Source organism: Staphylococcus debuckii, assembly GCF_003718735.1.
Classification (GTDB): Bacteria; Bacillota; Bacilli; order Staphylococcales; family Staphylococcaceae; genus Staphylococcus; species Staphylococcus debuckii.
On the sequence record NZ_CP033460.1, the window covers coordinates 2,316,438 to 2,336,249 of the forward strand.

The following is a 19,812-nucleotide window of genomic DNA, read 5'->3' on the forward strand; positions in this document are numbered from 1 at the left end:
TTAATGACCTCCTTAATTCTTATGAATACTTACTTCAGCATTCATGCCTGGAACAACAGAATTAGATGGTGCAGAGTCTAAAGAAATTTTGACAGGGACAACTTGTGATACTTTAGTATAGTTGCCGTCACTGTTAGAAGAAGGCATTAGTGAGAAGCTGGATGCAGTTGCTTTACCTACTTCGTCTACTTTACCTTTGACTTTAGAATTTTGTCCATCAATTTTAATATCTACATCATTGCCTTTTTCGACATCAGAAACATCTTTTTCATCAACGTTTGCAGTGATGTACAAGTCATCTAAATTATAAGCGTATGCAATCGGAGAACCTGCTTGAACCATGTCGCCTTCGATACCGTCAGTTTTTACAATAGTACCATTTTGAGGCATTTTGATGTCCATTTTTTGAGGTGAACCATCTTCACCTTTACCAGTTACTTCGGCAAGTTTATCGCCTTTGCTGTAATCTTTATTTTCTTTAGCGTCAAATGAGTCTAATTTACCAGAGAGAGGACTGGCTATTTTCATTTGCTCCCCGTCTACTTTCGCATTATCTGTTTTAATATATCCTGTTGCTTGGTTATAGTAATAGAATCCGCCGATTCCGATAAGTACCAAAACAATGATTGTAATGATATTAACCATTATGATCTTCTTCATTTTCTTTCCTCCTATTTGCTATTTAAAGTCACTTTATCTATTATAAAGACGTGTAACTAAAAAAAATACCAACATTTTGTAAAAATGTGTCGGACTGATTTCTCGCGATTAACAGAGGTGCCTTTATAATGAAGAAAAACGCAAAACGTAAAATTTTTGTAAATACCATCGATTTGATGGAAGAATATTCAATTGACGAAATTACTATAAAAATGATTTGTGCATATAGCGGCATTAACCGGTCAACATTTTATGCCCACTTTACCGATAAATATGATTTATTTGAACAAATTCAAGCCTATCACATATCAAGGTACATACAGATAACCAACACGCTCTATCAAAACTTTGGTCGAGTCAGATATAATAAAGAAAAGCTTTTACAATTTTTCCGTATTCAATTCAGATATATTCATCGCTATCGCCGTTTTTTTCATGCGGTATTCATCAGCCACCCTCAAAAAGACTTTGTCATAGAAATGGTGCATCTTACTTATGAGTCTTATGAGAAAGTAATGGCTAAATATACTGATATGGATCATCACATGTATTATGTCCAATATTTAATCGGCGGACAACTCGGCGTCGTATTTTCATGGTTGCGACGTAATTGCGAGGAATCTCCCGAAGAAATGGCACGTATTATGTTGAGAAATACTATAAAAATGCGTGAATTAGAAGAAACTGACCTGCCTAGTTAAATCCGCTACACGCAGGTCTTTTCTTTACAATAATCAACTTCTTTACTATGATTGTAGAGTAAAGAAACTATTAGTTGATTAAAGTCAACTAATTTACATTCAACTTTTAACATTATTGGGAGGTTATTTATGAAAACCATATTGAAGTTCAGATGGATAATTTCAATTATTGTGGTGATTGCAATTGCATGTTCCATTATTTTTGCTCCGAATTTAGCGCAACTTGCTAATGACAAAGGGAAAATCGCTCCACCTAAAGATACAACATCTCAACAATATGATCAGAAATTGAAAGATGTCGGTGCAAATTATAAGAGCATCAGTGCTGTAGTGCAGCTGAATCATAAATTAGATGCATCCAGCAAAAAAGATTTAAAGGATTACATCAAAAAGGTCAAAGATGTTAAGCATGTTAAAACTGTCATTGATCCTTTCGAAAACAAAGATGTTGAAGATAAGTTAGTATCTAAAGATAAAAAATCTGTGATGATTCCAATTGAAACAACGGATGACAAAAATAAAACGTTAGATGCTGTAAAAGATATTAATAAAATCAAACATCAGGATTTTAAAGGGGCTTACGTCACTGGTAACGAAGTTATTAATGATGATATCAATAAAAGTGTCAACGAAGGACTAAAAACAACTGAAATTATTACGGTGATTTTAATTTTAGTTATTTTATTCTTAGTATTCCGTTCAGTCGTAACTCCTTTCGTGCCGCTTCTACTTGTAGGTTTAGCTTATGCCTTTTCGCAAGGTGTATTAGCATTCTTAGTAAAATATATTGATTTCCCTATTTCTATTTACATCCAACCCTTCTTAATTGCATTGCTCTTCGGTATCGGAACCGATTATTGCATTCTGTTATTAAATAGGTATAAAGAGGAATTAGGTAAAGATCAAAGTAATTTCGATGCTGTGTTAAATACTTTCAAACATGGCGGTCGCACAATCTTGATTTGTGCGATTACAGTACTTGTCGGTTTCGCTGCATTATTCTTTGTAGAATTCAGCTTATTCCGTTCTGCTATGGGTATCGCAGTCGGTGTCTTGTGCTTAATGATTATTCTCTTCACATTATTACCGACACTATTGCTCCTACTAGGTGGCAAAGTATTCTGGCCAAGCAAGAAAGCAGCTGATCATAGAGATAATAAATTATGGGGTGCATTAGGTAAATTTACGAATAAGCGTTCTTTCTTAGCATTAGTCATCGTCTTAATTATTATGGTGCCGATTATTGTTTTCGCGCCTAACACGATTACGTATGACAATACAAATGAAATCGGCGATGAATATGATTCTATTAAAGCTATCAATATCATTAAAGACGATTTCAATATGAGCCAAGCATTCCCTGTAAACATTGCTATTAAAGACGATAAGAAATTAAACAATGCTAAAGGTGTTAATGATTTAGAAGCACTTTCCCAATCTATTGAGAAAGTAAAAGGCGTTAAAAGTGTCAGCACTATCACACGCCCTACTGGCAAACCTATTAAGCAATTATCAGCTACTGATCAATTAAATCAAATTCAAAGTAAATTGACAGACGCTAATAATGGTCTCGGTCAGGTCAATGAGGGACTTGGTCAAATGGACTCACAAGTTAAACCTTATACTGACCCAAGTCGTGTTCAACAAGCGATGCAACAAGGCAGTCAATCACCGCAGCAAGCTGGACAACAAGTCACACAACAAGCTGGTGAAATGTCTAAAGCGCTTGAACAATCTCAACAAGGTATTTCTAAAGTACAAAATGGACAATCACAAATTCAAGAACGTCTTAAAGACATGTCTGAAGATAAAGGCATGAGTAAGTCAGGCATGTATGTGACAGATGATATGTTGAAAGATAAGAAATTAAAACAATCTGTCGATCAATATAGTAAAGGTGACGGCAAAGTACTGTTATTGAATGTTGAATTAAAAGATGATCCGTTCTCTAAAGCTTCAATGAATACAGTTGAACGTATTCATAACACTGTAGATAACCAAGTCAAAGGAACTGCGTTTAAAAATAGTGATATTGAATATGGCGGTACATCTTCTTCTAATAACGACTTGCAAAAAATCATTGATAGCGACATGGCTAAAGCCATCGCGCTTATAACAGTATTCTTGTTCGTTGTACTCTTGATCTTTGAACGTTCAATTATTATGCCGTTGTATATGATTGCTTCTATTTTAATCACTTACTATGCTTCTATCGGTGTCGCTAATTTAATCTTTAACGACATGCTCGGCATGGGAGGTTTATTATTAGTCGTTCCATTCTTCAGTTTCGTTGTACTGATGGCGCTCGGTATTGATTATGCCATCTTCTTAGTCAACCGCTTCAATGAAGAAGTCGACGCAGGCAAATCGATTACTGAAGCGTTGCTGACTTCAATGAGTAAAATGGGTACGGTTATCATGACTGCTTGTATCATCTTAATCGGTACGGTTGCAGCGCTTTATACTTCTGGTGCAATGACATTAATGGAAATTGCAACTGTTATTATTTTAGGTTTAATTATTTATAACCTATTCATGTTGCCACTCTTCATTCCAGCATTGATTAAATCATTCGGACCTGGAAACTGGTGGCCATTTAAAACACATGTTAAGAACCACAAAGACGCGTAAGATAAAAATGGAGCGGGAGAACGACCTGTAAAGGTGGTTCTCCCGCTCTTTTGCTTTTTCTGCCCTGCTACTCTCCAGGGGTTTCTTTTCCCGAAAAGGTTTTAGCGATTAAGAGGTGCAGTATGATTAAGATGACTGAGGTGATGCTGATTATGATCAGATACGGTATATAGCTGTGCTCGCCCATCAGGCCTACGAGTGGAGTACTGATGCCACCTATCAGGGTTTGGACTAATCCCAGCAGACTTGAAGCGCTGCCGCTGCCGCCTGTTCTTTCGTCCATCGCTACTGAAAAGGAGATGGTCGCGATTCCTGTAACGGGTCCTACTAGCAGCAGGAAGGCGATGAATAAGAAGATAATCGGCAAATGAAGGGTCAAGACGATGGTAATGGTGATGACGCCTATGATTTGCACGAGTGTATAGCCGCGCATAATGGCAAGTGGTTCGAAGTAATCTACGAGTTTACCTGCAAGTTGTGACGAGATAATCAACCCAATTCCGATGATTGCAAACATCCAGCTGAAGGCTTGGGGTGAAAGCGTGTAGATGCGTTGGGTGATGAAGGGTGAAGCGGATATGTAACTGAATAAGATGACAAAGGTCATGCCTTGTAAGAGCATCGGCAAGACAAATTTCGGTCTTTGCAAGAGTGCTTTGAATTGCTTGATAATGGATAGAATATCGGCAGGTTCGCGTGCTTGTTTGCTCAATGATTCTGGAATGCGCAAACTGGTTGAGAGCACCATGAAGATGCCGAAAATTGTTAAGATGATGAATACCATGTGCCAGTTCGAGAAGATTAAGATAATTCCTCCCAATGTGGGTGCTAATACGGGTGCGACACCGTTGACGAGCATAAGGACTGCTAGGAATTTAGTTAGTTCTTTCCCGCTATACATATCGCTGGCAATTGCACGTGAAATCACGGCTGCAGCGCCTGCACATAATCCTTGTACTAATCGTAAGCTAATCATCATCGTGATATTGATTGAAAAGATGATGCCGAGGCTTGCAAGTGTATAAACAATCATCACAATAACGAGTGGTTGTTTTCTTCCGACAGCATCCGAAATAGGTCCCATCAATAAGTTACCGAATGCCAGCCCGACCATAAATAAAGTCAGCGTCAGTTGTGCTGCGGACGTTGTTGTATGGAAATCAGTTCTGATTTGGGGCAATCCTGGTAAGAACATATCAATTGATAGTGCGCCGATTGCGGTTAAGGCACCTAATATGATGACTAGAAAGATGGTTGGTTTCTCTCTTTCTATATGGGTGTGGCTCACAAAATCTCCCTCTTTCTCTATAGATAAACATTAGTTTAATCGTATACTTTAATACGACTGAAATAAAGTATTATTTTAAGATTGTTGAAAAGAAAAAGAGCAAAATAGAAATCTATGGATGGATTTCATTATTTCGCTCTTCAGTATTATTCTTTATTACTGATAATTTTCAAATCTGACTCATCATCGCTTTTAGCTGGGTGCTTTGCTGAATCTTCTAATTTATATTTAGAAGTGACCCATACACCTTGGCTATTGATATTTTGTACTTCCGCATAGACATTAGAACCTTCTTGTGAGACATCCACAACTTGCGGACTTTGTATCAAAGACTGAATGCCCTGTCCTGTCTGAAAGTTTTGTTTCATCGTTTTATAATCTGCAGTATCCGGCTTGAAAAAATTTGAAATGCTCGCAAAGTTATTTGTGCCTGCTGCGTTATTCATAGCTAAGGAATACTTATTGAAGAATTTAGTGACTTTATTTTTCAAACTATTTTCTTCTTTTTCTTTCTCTTTCACGTATTTATCAATTTTATCTTTTTCAAATTCTAAACGTACTGGGGTATTTGATTTCAGCTCATTCGGATATAGTTTAATAGTACTTGATTTGAAAGTTTTACCTTTAGCTTTCCCTTCAGCAGTAACTTCTATTTCTTCAGTTACGGGATAAGGTCCATATAATTTAGCGTGATCATAGCTGTATTGCTTGCCGTTAATTTTAACTTTTGTATCCTTTTTATCTAGTTTGTCTGCACCTTCTAAATTGATATTCAAGTTAGCTTCTGGGAAGTTTTCATGAACATCGACGGTTTCACTGTTGCTGTTTTTAAATGAGAAGGTTAAGTAACCGATGAACTTTCCGTTATCATTCTCTTTAGTAGCTGGAATTTTATAGATACCTGGGATAAAGTTGCCTAACATCGTCGGCTTATTCGGTTCTGCAATTACCTTTCTCTTCTTGTCATCTGCACGGAAAACATAAGTCGTTTTTGATTTTTTCTTGATAATCGCTTTTTTAGTTTCTGTAGCAAAACCGATATTATCAAAGAAGATATAACGACGTCCGTTCATAGTGACTCTTAATATTTTGTTTCCGTCAGGCGTTTTAATGTATCCAGCATCTTTTTGATGTTGGTCAATATCATGGACAGTAGCGTTCAACTCTTTATCAAATTTTTTCAAACCGATTTCATTCTTAATATATTTGATAAAGGTCTCCGCTTCATCGCTGCCCACTTTATTATCCCGTGTACTTAAAATATTCGAAATCCGTTGCGTGTCATTACTTTTCACGGCGTTTACAAATATTTTAGCTTGGGCTTCGGGAGAGTTATAATTCTTCAACAAGGAAAAGAGGATAATCAATAATATCACTATAAATATCCCAATGCCCCACGGTACCATTTTACGGATAGTTTGATTGATATTCTCTTTAGAATTTGTTTCCGTCTTTCTTTTCTGCACATTTCTATTTTCCGAATTATCTTGTTTTCCATCCTGAGATTGTACCATTGTCATTCACCTCAATTAATCCGATTCTTACGAAGAAATATTTCCTGGGAAATTTCTTCTAGGTTGTGCTTATCGTTTCTATCTCGTCTATTGATATTGCATATGTATTTAATTCATCAGTTTAAATTAATTTTTTTTACATTTAACCCGAACAAATTTTACAGGGAATTTACTTGAAAGTAAAATTATTTCTCTATTCGCCTTCAGTTTTCGTATCATTACTATTATAAAGTACCCCTCGCTAAAATAATATACTTATTTAGACTTAGCTTCGAAATTATAACTAATGAGGAAGCGAGACCGAGATAACTGTAATTTGTAATGTTTTTGTCGTCTCTTTTTCATGTCATTTTTGGTTAACTGGACTCTATTAAAAAGTTTGAAGTGAACTAATGCCCTATTTGCTTTGCTGCTCGCTGTTGATAAAACAGGCTGAGACTTAAATTTTTGTCCCAGCCTGCTTCTTATATATACTTATAATTGATTCTCTTTCACATATTCTTTTATACGTTGATCTATGATACTTAAATTTTCAGCAGTTTCTTCAATTTGCTTTTCACTTAAATCCTGTACTAAATAAACAGCGACTTCACTGACTATCTTTTTAGAACGCTCGATATATTCGCGCCCTTTCGGGGTCAACTTCACATATTTTAAACGTTGGTCTACACTCGCATTTTGTTTCTCCCATTGGATGAGATCTAGTTTAATCAACTTTTTCACACGACGGCTGATTGCTGCTTTATTGACGCCTTGTTTCTCAGTGATTTCTGATAAGGTGAGTGATTTATTGTTGTCTAATAACAGCACTGCTTGAGATTGTTCCATAGATACATTGTATTCATGTCGCAAATCTTCTAGCAGTTTGGCAACCATGGAATTGATATCTTCCAAGAAATGATCCATAAAGTCGATATGTTGTTCAATATTTTGCATGAGTTTTCTCCTTCATTTAGTTAAATATTTTTCCGAAGTATCGTTTAGCTTAAACTACACTATTCTTCTTCTGTCTTTTTAAGGATACCATATTGAAAGAAACTTAAGAAAAAATAGGGTAAAATTAAGTACATGAATTCTTGAGGACTGAGGTCAATGACATTGTTTATTTCTATAATACTTAGTATTTTACTGTTATGCAGTTATATATATTTATTTTTCAACCAACGACATGGTTTAAATATTATCTCGTTTTTTCTTAGTTTAATCACTGGTTTCTGTATAATTATTATACATTTATTAACAGATACATTTCCATATGATTTGACCATTATAACTTTAATCGGCGGACTCTTATTACTGTATAAGCACCGTGCGATTTTCGAATGGAAAAGCGCTCGTATGTTTTTATTACGTTTGTTTGGCTTAGCAATAGCTATTGGATTACTTGCTTGTGCCTTTTACCTGCTCAGCTGGCTGCCTGTTCCTATTTTAAATGGTATTTTATTATGGTTATGTTGGATTACTGCCAGTGCATTATTTGCGCTCGTTCATTATTTAAGTTGGTCTTCTGCTTATAGTATGATTGATTACCCTAAGCCGACCGATTTAATTATTGTCTTAGGGGCAGGACTATACCGTGAAAAAGTAACCCAGATGCTGGCTTGGCGTTTAGATCGTACAGTCGCGCTCTATCTAGCACAAGACCACCCTACTTATATTGTAGTGAGCGGGGGCAAAGGCGAAGGTAACCAAGTATCAGAAGCTGAAGCGATGAAAACTTATTTAATAGAACAGCATGTACCCGCTTCACATATTATTATGGAAGCTGCTTCTCATAGTACTTATGAAAATTTATATAATACCAAGCAGATTTTAGCAGATCAATTATCCCTCCGCCCACGAAATGTTACTATCGTTTCAAGTCAATTTCACGTTTTGCGCGCCTTACGTTTGTCACAAGTATTAAAGTTGAAAGCAAGCGGTCTTGGAAGCCGTACACCTTATGCCTTTTTCGATACAGCCTTAATTCGTGATTACTTAGCATTAATGTATTGTTATAAATTATTACTTACCATCTATTTCGGCTTACTATTCATCTTCAGTATTCTAGAGACCAACCCTTTCTTATTGAAACTATTAGGGATAGCAAATTAAAAAGTCGACGAAAATTTTGAAAGTTTTCGTCGACTTTTATTTGTGTTCAAATGTTTATTGTTTATACTATTTCACTTGCATCTTCTTTATTTAATATTTTTCCATCAAACAAATCGATCACGCGGTCTGCATATTTAAATAATCTGCGGTCATGCGTAATGAGAATGCCTACCATGTTTTCTTTAGTAATACGCTCACGAATCATTTGCGTCACTTCTGTAGCGCGGTGAGCATCTAAACTGGCTGTAGGTTCGTCTGCCAAGATAATTTTCGGATTATTCATAAAGGCACGCATAATCGCCACGCGTTGTTTTTCTCCTCCAGATAACATATGCGGATATGCTTTCAAACGGTGTGTCAACCCGATTTGGTCGAGCAAACGGCGTGCACGCTGATCTGCATCTGCTTTGCTCATTCCCGCTTCTTGCCCTACAATTGTCAATTGTTCTAGCACTGATAAGTAAGGGACTAAATGCGAAGCTTGGAAGATGAATCCAATTTCAGTCAACCGCATTTCTGCTTTGGATTTTGCTTTATTGAACAAGGGTTGCTGATTATATAATATCTCGCCAGAATCTTGATCTTGCAAGCCACCTAATATTGTTAATAATGTTGATTTACCAGAACCAGAGGCGCCACTTAAAATAACGAATTCGCCAGGCTGTACTTCGAAATCCACACCTTTGAGAACATCTGTCTTCGCTTCTCCAGTACCGAATGATTTTGTAATATTTTTAACTTCTAAAGTCATTAAGCTTCCCCTCCTATTGCTTGTATTGGATTCACTTTGACTAATTTAATGAATGACAGTGACGCGCCGATAATCGCTACAAGTATAAATACTCCGATAACCAGCAGCATATTGGTAATAGTGATATGGAACGGCATCGTAACAGGCATAAACATCGATAAGACGCTAATAATAAGAACTGAAATAACTACACTTATCATCGTTACTAATAAAATTTGGAACACAAGCGACCATAAGAGATGTCTTGTACGAATACCAATCGCTTTCAAAATACCAATTTCTGATATTTTTTGAATTGTCATGACATAGAAGAATGCACTTAATACAATAGCAGTGATGAAGAATAAGCTGATGATCATCATATTTAACGGCGCTTGTTCCGCATTATAACTTGGTATATTATCTGTTAACGTTTTTTCGCTTACCACTTTCACACCAGAGATGTCATCTAATTTATGCTGTTCTGCTTTTGTCATGTTTTTTACAGGATAAAAAGATGCAGCTTTCGGCATGAGTTGATCAAATTCATGATTGGTCGTCATCACGGCTGAACTATGTGAATACATCGTATCGTTCATAATCCCTACAATCTTATAAGCTTCGCCATGCCCTTTCATTTTAACTTTGTCGCCAATTTTCAATCCTTCTCCAGTCAGTTTTTTATTGACCGCAATTTCATTGTTTGATTGAGGATAATGCCCTTTCGTTAAGGCTGGTTTGAAATCTTTGACAGGGTTAATCAATAAAATGTCCAAATCATTCGTTTGATCTGAAACCATTGTTTGTTGTCCTAATTTAAAAGGTTTCTCATTAATAATATTTTCGATATCGTTTTGCTTGTCAGGTTTAATTATCGATTTCTCAATCACAGGTTGCTTGATATCTTGCACTACAAATTTATCTGCTTGCATATTATTTAGCATGGAAATATTTTCGCGTCCAAGCCCTTGAGCAAGTCCGCTGATGAACAGTACCATGCTTGAAAGTAGCAAGATAATCAACATGATTAAGATGAATTTGAATTTATAGAATGTCATTTCTTTCCATGCTAATTTCATTGTTCATTTCTCCTTCTTTTTTTATGATACTTTTATTCTAGAAGGACTATATGAACTGAATATGAACTTTAAGGAAAAAAGAAAATCCGTATGAGAGATAGCGGTTGAGGGTGTATGAATGAAATAGGTATAATAACTTTAAATCATATTGTAGGAGAGGATAGAATGACAACGTGCTTAATTGTAGATGATGATTACCAAATTCTGCATTATGTTTCTTCCTATTTAGAAAAAGAAGGATTTAAAACAGCGACACAACCAAGTGCTGAAGGTGCTCTGACTTATTTAGAACAACATCATATAGATATTGCGATTGTGGATATTATGATGAATGGTATGGATGGCTTTGAACTATGTCAGAAGCTAAAGGAAAACTATGAATTACCTGTCATTATGCTGACCGCACGTGATGCGTTAAGTGATAAAGAAGAAGCTTACTTAACAGGCACAGATGACTATGTAACGAAACCGTTCGAAGTGCAAGAGCTTATTTTTCGCATCAAAGCTGTATTGCGTCGTTATCAAATTAATGCAGAAAATGAACTGGAAATCGGCAATTTAACATTAAATCAATCTTATTTAGAAATCGCTACAGAAAATAAAACGATGACCTTACCTAATAAAGAGTTTCACCTGTTATTTTTATTAGCCAGCAATCCTAAACAAGTATTTAGTCGTGAAGAATGTATTGAACGCGTATGGGGATTTGATTATGACGGCGATGACCGAACTGTGGATGTACATATCAGACGTTTGCGTAATCGTCTGGCTAAAATCGGAAGTAATGTCAGCATTGAAACGGTACGCGGTTTAGGTTATAAGGTGGAAGCTCATGTTTAAAACACTCTATTCCAGAATTGCGATTTATACTGTCGTCATTATGTTGTTTAGTGCGGTCGCAAGTTTTATTCTGTCCAACATTTATTACCATGTGCAACTGAAACCTTCTAATGACCATAAAATTATGACCACACTGAAAGAAGCCAAGCATTATCAAGAAGAAACGCATACTAAGGATATGCCGGCTTATTTCCAACACATCAGTGAGCTGAATTTTCAAGTTTTGACCATCAATCAAGCAGGTCAAAGACAGTTTTACGGTGACCATTTTCGTCGCGATAATCTCTCTGAAAAAGCAATTCATCAAGTAATGCATGAAAAAGATTATCACGGTATACGTAATCATCCTTATCAACTATTTGTTACCGGCTTTTTCGATAACGAAACGGCCAATACAGTCGGTACCGCTTTTCATACGCCTGAAGGCAAAGTAGCTGTCTTTATTCGCCCAGATATTGGAAAATCATTCAGTGAATTCCGCGTCTTTTTAGCAATTCTATTAGTGTTATTGTTGCTCATTTCAATGCTCTTAATCATCAGTTCGACTTATGCTCTGATTAAGCCGATTTCGCAATTAAAACGTGCAACGAACCGATTAATGGAGGGCGATTTCAACACGCCGATTGTGACTACTCGAAAAGATGAACTCGGAACCTTGCAATATCGCTTTGATCAAATGCGTTTATCCTTAAAACAATTAGATGATATGCGTCAGCACTTTGTGCAAAATGTTTCGCATGAAATTAAAACGCCTCTGACACATATTCATCAATTATTAGATCGATTGAGTATGACTGACAGCGAGCAGGAACGTGAATATTATATTGCAGAAATCTATGCAGCAACGAATCGTTTGAGCAATCTCACACGCGCTTTATTATTGTTGGCAGAATTAGATAATCATGAGCACCTTGAATTTAAAGACAAGATTGAACTTGCTGAACTTATCCGTTTAATTATCCGCCATGAACAATATTCCATTGATGCTAAAGATCTGATTGTCTTGACTGATATTGAAGATATGGCTATCCAAGGTAATTATCGGTTAATTTACCAAGCCTTCCAAAATGTAATTTCTAATGCGATTAAATATTCAGAACAAGATGGCAGTATTGATATTGAAATTGCACCTTCGGAAAAAGATAGAAATCAAATCGTCTGTCGTGTGACTGATGATGGGCCAGGTATGACTGAAGAAACCCAAGCACACTTATTCGAACGTTTCTATAAAGGAACGCACTCGGCTACCAGCAATGGACTTGGTTTGGCTATTGCTCAAATGATAGTTCAACTCCATGGAGGGACTATTGAAGTTGAGAGTACACCTGGAGAAGGCAGCACCTTTATCATTACACTGACTAAAAATATTTAAAAATAAGTGGCTGGAACATTGATTTGTCCCAGCCACTTCTGCTTTTATACTTTATGAAATTATTGTAAGTTTAAATATTTATCTTCTTCGGCTTTTACTTCTTTATATAGTTCAGCATTTTTAGCTAAAGATTGTCCGAAAGATGGAATCATTTCTTTGATTTTATTTTCCCATTGAGGAAATTCATCTTTAAAGCAACGTTGTAAGATGTCCAGCATTACGTCGACTGCAGTAGAGGCACCTGGAGAAGCACCTAATAACGCAGATAACGTGCCGTCTTCATTCACGATAACTTCAGTACCGAATTGCAACGTACCTTTACCTTTGTCTGTATCTTTGATGACTTGCACACGTTGTCCAGCCACTACAGGACTCCAGTCTTCTTTCTTCGCAGTTGGAATAAATTCTCTTAATTCTTCAATGCGTTCTTCATCAGACAACATTAATTGTGAAATCAAGTATTGTGTTAAAGGCATTTCTTTCACACCTGCTGAAAGCATTGTTAACAAGTTGTTTGGTTTTACAGATTTGATTAAATCCATGTTAGTACCTGTTTTCAAGAACTTCGGTGAGAAGCCAGCAAATGGCCCAAACAATAAAGATTTTTTACCGTCAATGTAACGTGTATCTAAGTGCGGCACAGACATTGGAGGTGCGCCTACTTTAGCTTTACCGTATACTTTCGCATCATGTTGTTCCACAATTTCAGGATCTTGGCATACTAAGAAGATACCGCTGACCGGGAAACCGCCGATGTGTTTAGATTCTTTAATGTTTGTTTTTTGGAGAAGCGGTAAGCTTGCGCCGCCTGCCCCGATAAATACAAAGTCAGATTCATAAATTGTGACATCGTCAGTAAGTAAATCTTTGACTTTCACTTTCCAAGTGCCGTCTTTTTGCTGCTTGATATTCAACACTTGATGTTCATATTCAACTTGTACACCATTTTCTTCTAAGAAATTGAATAATTTACGTGTCAACGCTCCGAAGTTGACATCTGTACCTGATTCATCACGGCTTACAGCTACTGGCACAGGACTCGTACGATTTTCCATCATCAATGGCAGCCACTCAGCAATTTTATCTTTATCTTCAGTCATTGTCATTTCTTTAAAAAGTGCATTCTCAGTCAGTGCTTTGACGCGACGTCTCAAGAAGTCGACATTACGTACGCCGATGACAAAACTCATATGCGGTACGCTGTGAATAAATTCTTCTGGCTGTGTTAAATTTCCGTGTTTCACTAAATAAGTCCAAAATTGTTTGGAAACTTGGAATTGTTCATTGATTTTTAATGCTTTTGAGATATCTAGAGAGCCATCAGGCATTTCTTTAGTATAGTTCATCTCACATAATGCAGAATGCCCTGTCCCTGCATTATTCCAAGCATTTGAACTTTCTTCTGCTGGTTCTTTCAATTTTTCAAAAACTTTAATTTCTTTTTCCGGTGCAACTTTCTTTAGTAAAGTACCTAATGTCGCACTCATGATTCCGCCACCGATTAAGATGACATCTGTTTTGCTATGTTGTGCACTCATAACAAATACAGCCCCCTTTTTAATAATAAAGATGACATCAGCTTAAGCATGCCTCTCAACCCTCTCTTGAGAAAGCGCTTTCTGCTACAAAAATAAAACACACCTAAGAAACGTCTTTAGTTGTTAGGTTACAACCACTTTGATGTAGTGAAGATTATTTTGTTCTATTCCTTTATTATATACGGAAACCATGCAAGACAAAAGGGGTAAGGGTACTTATTCAACAAATTAATCATTAATACCTTTTTAAGACATAGGTACTTTGCATTCAATCATGGGTAATATGCTATAATTAAGTGAATATTTCAGGAGGAGCTGACAAGATATGAAATCAATTACATTCTTAATGCACAACATATTTGCTATGGGCGGAACGGTCAAAGCTGTGACCCAATTAGCGAATGTATTGGCAGATAAAGGACATGATGTAGAAATTATTTCCGTATTCAAAGGCAGCAAGACTCCTTACTTTAAGCTTCATGGCAATATCAAAGTCACTGCTTTAGTTGACTATAACTTAAGACCTGCCAACATCTTAAGTATTACCATGAATCGATTGCGTAAATGGACGCCTTTTTTCAAACCATCTACCATTTCTAGTTACGAACCTGGTTTGAACCAGTTTTCCAGCTATGTTGAAAAAAAGATCCTGCGTGCCATTTCTGAAGTGGATACAGATATCTTAGTAGGTACACGTGCAAGTTATAATATCTTAGTTGCAGAACACGCTTCAGATACAGTCACAACTGTAGGAATGGAGCATATGAATTTAAATGCCTATCCTCGTGCCTACCAAAAAGAAATCATTGAAGCTTATAAAAATTTAGATGCTATTACAACATTGACGGATTCTGATAAAAAGGTATATGAAAAATTAACACATATTCCAGTCTATACGGTTCCTAATATGATTAATGAATCACGCATTGAAATTCCTAAAAAACCTCAAATTATTGCGGCTGGACGCTTGGAATATGAAAAGGGTTTCGATTTGCTATTACGCAGTATTGAATTGATCCAAGATAGCTTACGGGAAATGAATTACTCACTTAAAATTTATGGCGACGGTCAGCAGCGCCATGATTTAGAAGAATATATTCAACATCATCAATTAGGCGATATCGTTTCTATCCATCCTTCTACGATGCATTTGCCCTTACGGTTGGCAGAAAGTACCATCACTGTCGTCCCATCTAGAAATGAAGGTTTCGGTTTAATTATTTTAGAAGCGATGAATCAAGGCAATATCGTTATCAGCTTTAAAGGAAATGCTGGCCCTGAAACTTTAATTCGTTCTGGTTATAACGGCTATTTGTCCGAATATCATAATATCGAAGATTTAGCGGATGATATTTCAAATGTGATTTCTGCCCCTCCTTCTGAACAAGGAAAAATCGTAGAGCGTGGCTTTGAAACTGTAGCGCACTATTCTCCAGAGCGTGTCTATCAAGATTTCATGAAAGTAATTAACGACTAATAGTCAGGGGGAGCAGAACAGCTGTCTATACACTTTCGACAGCTCGCTCCTCATTACCACGCAAAAAAGACGACTTTCACTTTCATTCGTGAAAATCGTCTCTTTTTTATACCAATTAGAATATTAACGCTAAGATAAATGTCCAGATACAGATGAATGCCAAGATACCCACACTGAATCTAAGTGACATTTTCAAGAGTTCAGATTCTTTACCTACTTCTTTAACTGCAGCAGTGGCAATCGCAATGGATTGCGGAGAAATAATTTTTGCTGCTACGCCACCTACAGTATTCGCAGCTACAAGCAAGCCGCCGCTTACGCCGATTTGGCTAGATACTGAAGCTTGAATTGGTGCGAATAAAGAGTTGTTGTTCACAACGGAACCTGTCATGAATACACCAATCCAACCTAAGATTGGTGAAAGTAATGGGAAGATACCGCCTGTTTTAGAAATACCTTGTCCCATTGCAGCACTTAATCCGCCATAAGTTGTTAATTTAGATACAGCTAGGATGAAACAAATTGTGAAGATGGAAATCCATAACTCTTTAAATGTTTCTCCTAATAAGTGTCCTGCATCTCCCCAAGTTGTATTTTTAGAAAGCAGCAAAGTAATGATAATTGTAAGTAAAATTGCTGTTCCTGTTTGACCAATAATATTGAAATTCAATGTGATTGCTTTATGAGTCGCTTCGCTCATTGTACCTGGCAATGGAATTGCAGCTGTTAAGAAACTCAATGCACCGCCTGGTAAGAATAATTTTTTAAAGAACGGCATACTCCAAATCATTACGAATATAGTTAAAATGTAGAAAGGACTCCAAGCATAAAGCACTTCTTTAACTGTTAATTTTTTGATAGCAGGAGGTTCTGCATCTTTCTGAATTCTGAAAATATGTTTCGGTTGGAATTTTCTGCTGAATAAAGCTAAAGCACCCATTGTTGCAAGCGGCGGAATGATGTCTGCCAATTCAGGTCCTTGCACTAAAGTAAGGATACCTTGCAACACTGTATAAGTAATGGATACTACTAAGATTGCTGGTAAAGTTTCTTTGATTCCTTTGAAACCATCAATAATGAAAATCAATAAGAATGGAATAAAGAAGTTAATTAAAGCTAAAGTAAATGTTGAATAACGTGAAACTTCAATAGCAGTAATGCCGCCATGCAAATTCAATGTATCAATAACTGCAACTGGCAAACCGATTGCCCCAAATGCGCCAGCTGCTGCATTCGCTACTAAACATAACATCGCTGCTTGTAATGGCTTAAATCCTAAATAAATCAATAACAAAGCACAGATTGCGATGGGTACACCGAAGCCGGCTGCACCTTCTAAGAATGCGTTGAAACAAAAACCGATTAATAATAATTGAATACGTTGGTCTTGTGAAATGCTTGCGATACTATCTTGAATCATTCCGAACTGACCAGTTTTAGTTGATAATTTGTACAACCATACTGCCATGACAACAATGTAACCGATAGGCAGCCAACCTTGATAGAATCCTTCGACTACTGCCCCAGCTGCCATTCCTCCTGGCAATTTAAACAGAATAACTGCTACGAGCAATGTCACTACTAAAGTGGTAATTGCTGCATAAATCCCTTTCATTTTGAAAATAGTCAAACATAACAAGAACAAAATAATTGGAATACTTGCTACTAGACTAGATATTACAAGATTGTTAAATGGATCAAATGATGAAACTAACATATCTTACCCCGCTTCTTTCTATTTTTTTATTTGTTTTATGTTTTACTTTATTTATCATTGTGAATTAATTCACATATAATATACCACGTTTCCCATGCCTGTACAATCTTTTTTTCAACATTTTTTCGAGCTGTTTTGCATGTTGAAATCCTGTGTTTTCAATGTATACGCTTACATCCATGCTATTACTCGCATTACTGTTATAGTCATTTTTCAAAATTTAATAATACAGTTTTTCGGTTTCGGAAAAACTTTCTCCCATTACCCTTTACGTTCTCTTTCCTTCTTTTTAATGGAAGTGATAAAATAGAGTTTAATAGATTATGACAATAATGCTTTAAAACATGTGGCATTTTATTCATATGAAAATCAAAGAGGTTTTATAATGAAAATATTAAAATTAGATTATCAGCCAAAGGATGAAATGTTATTTGCTTTAAAAAAAGCACTGAAGAATGGTTATACGCATTTTATTCCTAGTGATTTAAATATAGATATCTATCCAGATCAACTGGATGCGCTCACGCCTATAGAAACGAAACAGTCTGTAATTGTCGATTATACGATTGACCACTATTATCAAAATGACTGTCGTTATTTTGGTAATCATTCACTCACTTTTGACGAATGGATGAACAATATCAATCATTATCCGAATATGATTTTTAATATTAAACAAAGTATTCAACGGTTAAAAGCTGAGGGTTTGGAAACAGCTTTCGATCTTGCCGTGTCTATTTTGCTTTTTAATAAAGTAGAAGTGAATGGGCACGTCGTCTTTGACTTTAAAGAAAGTTGCCGTACATCTGCTTCTTTCTATACATTGCTTAAGGAAAAGGAATTCTCAGGCCTGACACAGTTTAATTTAAATAAATTAGCCTATCTGCATTATCATAAAAGACCTTTCAAACTTAATACGTGCGAATTACCAGATCATCCACGCTTTATAGACAAGATGTTATGGAATACACGCTTTACGGCTCCGCATTTCGTTACGAGTGCATTGCTTGATCGTTCATATACTAAACATCAGAATGCTAGTAATATCTATGAACCAACGTCAACAGACTTAAATGGAGCCGTAGTCTTCCTCGGATTTGATTATAGTTTCAGAGGGAATTCGCGTTATCTATTTAACTATTTTGCGAAGCATCATTCGCAGTATCCGGTTTATTTCATTACTTCAGAAGCTACTGGTCCGCATTTTATACAACCGGATGACCCTGAAGCTGAAGACTTAATCAACCAAGCCAGCGTCATCGTAGCTGAAAGCTATATTCCTGACCATCTGAAACCTAATGGTACAATTATTCAACTATGGCACGGCACACCTATCAAGCAGTTATTTTTAGACAGTAAAGAACCATATCAAAACCAAGAAATCTATAATTATCGGGCACGCAAATACAATAAATGGACCCATCAAAATTATTTGATTTGCGATAGTATACGAGCTGCAGAATTATTTAAGACAGCCTTTCCGATGCAATATAGTGAAATTGCAGCTTGTGGCTACCCGCGTGTACGCTATCTTATTGATAAGAAGAATGATAGACCTTATGTCCGCTTTATTAAAAATGAACTTCAATTGAATCCAGATAAGCCGACACTGCTCTATGCGCCAACTTGGCATCACGAGAGTCATCAAGAAGATTTACTGCCGATGACAGAGCAATTGCTTGCACATTATAATGTGATTTACAAAGGTCATATCGAAGAGGAACACAATATGGCGGAATACTTGCCGAAAGAAGTCATTATTCCTACTGCACATTTGGAGACACAAGATTTAATCCTCGCATCCGACGTCGTATTGAGTGATTATTCTTCTATCGTATTTGACGCCTTAACTATCAATATGCCGACTGCACTTTATACGCCAGATGTAGCAACTTATGAAAAGGAACGTGGCTTATATCCAGAAGTGTGGCAAACATTCGAGCGTGTGCGTTATGAAAATGCGGAACCTCTAATAGAAGATTTAATTCATCAACGTATTAAGCCTATCGGCAATCCTTATATCAATCGTAATAACCATTCAGTTGAAACTATTTCAAGTTTAATCGTGCAAAATCTGCCCGCTTCAACGCGCAAACGTAAGTCTACTAAATAAAATAAATAGCAAAAGCTCGAGTACAGAAATTAAGAGTCTGCACTCGAGCTTTTTTAAC

15 protein-coding genes are annotated in these 19,812 nt (G+C 36.4%); 7 read left to right on the top strand and 8 right to left on the bottom strand.

Annotation, left to right across the window (positions count from 1 at the left end; genetic code table 11):
• Nucleotides 1-12 precede the first annotated feature (12 nt).
• Nucleotides 13-660: an HlyD family secretion protein gene (locus CNQ82_RS11260; protein WP_123145326.1), complete on the bottom strand. Its 648-nt coding sequence runs from the start codon at nucleotides 658-660 to the stop codon at nucleotides 13-15.
• 128 nt (nucleotides 661-788) lie between these two features.
• Between CNQ82_RS11260 and CNQ82_RS11265 the strand changes: the two genes are divergently transcribed.
• Nucleotides 789-1,361, top strand: coding sequence for a TetR/AcrR family transcriptional regulator (locus CNQ82_RS11265; protein WP_123145327.1), 573 nt, complete (start codon nucleotides 789-791; stop codon nucleotides 1,359-1,361).
• Nucleotides 1,362-1,490: 129 nt separating this feature from the next.
• Complete coding sequence (locus CNQ82_RS11270) at nucleotides 1,491-3,992, top strand: MMPL family transporter (protein WP_123145328.1); 2,502 nt, start codon at nucleotides 1,491-1,493, stop codon at nucleotides 3,990-3,992.
• 67 nt (nucleotides 3,993-4,059) lie between these two features.
• Here CNQ82_RS11270 and CNQ82_RS11275 read toward each other — a convergent pair whose 3' ends face one another.
• The 3 genes from CNQ82_RS11275 to CNQ82_RS11285 form a co-directional block, all read right to left on the bottom strand.
• Nucleotides 4,060-5,280, bottom strand: coding sequence for a putative multidrug effflux MFS transporter TcaB (locus CNQ82_RS11275; protein ID WP_123145329.1), 1,221 nt, complete (start codon nucleotides 5,278-5,280; stop codon nucleotides 4,060-4,062).
• A gap of 146 nt (nucleotides 5,281-5,426) precedes the next feature.
• Nucleotides 5,427-6,794: a TcaA second domain-containing protein gene (locus tag CNQ82_RS11280; protein WP_123145330.1), complete on the bottom strand. Its 1,368-nt coding sequence runs from the start codon at nucleotides 6,792-6,794 to the stop codon at nucleotides 5,427-5,429.
• Between the two features lie 474 nt (nucleotides 6,795-7,268).
• Complete coding sequence (locus CNQ82_RS11285) at nucleotides 7,269-7,730, bottom strand: MarR family transcriptional regulator TcaR (protein WP_123145331.1); 462 nt, start codon at nucleotides 7,728-7,730, stop codon at nucleotides 7,269-7,271.
• 324 nt (nucleotides 7,731-8,054) lie between these two features.
• On the opposite strand from CNQ82_RS11285, the gene CNQ82_RS11290 reads away from it, so the two are divergent.
• A complete protein-coding gene (locus tag CNQ82_RS11290) occupies nucleotides 8,055-8,888 on the top strand; it encodes a YdcF family protein (RefSeq protein WP_240624887.1) in 834 nt (277 codons plus the stop codon).
• 61 nt (nucleotides 8,889-8,949) lie between these two features.
• Here the strand turns inward: CNQ82_RS11290 and CNQ82_RS11295 are convergent, their stop codons facing one another.
• Together CNQ82_RS11295 and CNQ82_RS11300 are read right to left on the bottom strand one after the other, a co-directional pair.
• Nucleotides 8,950-9,639 carry an ABC transporter ATP-binding protein gene (locus CNQ82_RS11295; protein ID WP_123145332.1) on the bottom strand — a complete coding sequence of 230 codons (690 nt, stop codon included), beginning with the start codon at nucleotides 9,637-9,639 and terminating at the stop codon, nucleotides 8,950-8,952.
• On the bottom strand, nucleotides 9,639-10,697 hold the full coding sequence (locus CNQ82_RS11300; RefSeq protein WP_123145333.1) for an ABC transporter permease: 1,059 nt from the start codon (nucleotides 10,695-10,697) through the stop codon (nucleotides 9,639-9,641). Before CNQ82_RS11300 ends, CNQ82_RS11295 begins: the two co-directional genes overlap by 1 nt.
• Nucleotides 10,698-10,862: 165 nt before the next feature.
• On the opposite strand from CNQ82_RS11300, the gene CNQ82_RS11305 reads away from it, so the two are divergent.
• Together CNQ82_RS11305 and CNQ82_RS11310 are read left to right on the top strand one after the other, a co-directional pair.
• Nucleotides 10,863-11,537 carry a response regulator transcription factor gene (locus tag CNQ82_RS11305; RefSeq protein WP_123145334.1) on the top strand — a complete coding sequence of 225 codons (675 nt, stop codon included), beginning with the start codon at nucleotides 10,863-10,865 and terminating at the stop codon, nucleotides 11,535-11,537.
• A complete protein-coding gene (locus tag CNQ82_RS11310) occupies nucleotides 11,530-12,909 on the top strand; it encodes a HAMP domain-containing sensor histidine kinase (protein ID WP_123145335.1) in 1,380 nt (459 codons plus the stop codon). Before CNQ82_RS11305 ends, CNQ82_RS11310 begins: the two co-directional genes overlap by 8 nt.
• 59 nt (nucleotides 12,910-12,968) lie before the next feature.
• Here CNQ82_RS11310 and mqo read toward each other — a convergent pair whose 3' ends face one another.
• Nucleotides 12,969-14,447 carry a malate dehydrogenase (quinone) gene (gene mqo, locus CNQ82_RS11315; RefSeq protein ID WP_123145336.1) on the bottom strand — a complete coding sequence of 493 codons (1,479 nt, stop codon included), beginning with the start codon at nucleotides 14,445-14,447 and terminating at the stop codon, nucleotides 12,969-12,971.
• Between the two features lie 325 nt (nucleotides 14,448-14,772).
• On the opposite strand from mqo, the gene CNQ82_RS11320 reads away from it, so the two are divergent.
• Nucleotides 14,773-15,924, top strand: a complete 1,152-nt coding sequence (locus CNQ82_RS11320) for a glycosyltransferase (protein ID WP_123145337.1) — start codon at nucleotides 14,773-14,775, stop codon at nucleotides 15,922-15,924.
• Nucleotides 15,925-16,039: 115 nt separating this feature from the next.
• Here CNQ82_RS11320 and CNQ82_RS11325 read toward each other — a convergent pair whose 3' ends face one another.
• On the bottom strand, nucleotides 16,040-17,641 hold the full coding sequence (locus CNQ82_RS11325) for an L-lactate permease (protein ID WP_123145338.1): 1,602 nt from the start codon (nucleotides 17,639-17,641) through the stop codon (nucleotides 16,040-16,042).
• Between the two features lie 385 nt (nucleotides 17,642-18,026).
• Between CNQ82_RS11325 and CNQ82_RS11330 the strand changes: the two genes are divergently transcribed.
• Nucleotides 18,027-19,754, top strand: a complete 1,728-nt coding sequence (locus CNQ82_RS11330) for a CDP-glycerol glycerophosphotransferase family protein (RefSeq protein ID WP_123145339.1) — start codon at nucleotides 18,027-18,029, stop codon at nucleotides 19,752-19,754.
• Nucleotides 19,755-19,812: the final 58 nt, after the last annotated feature.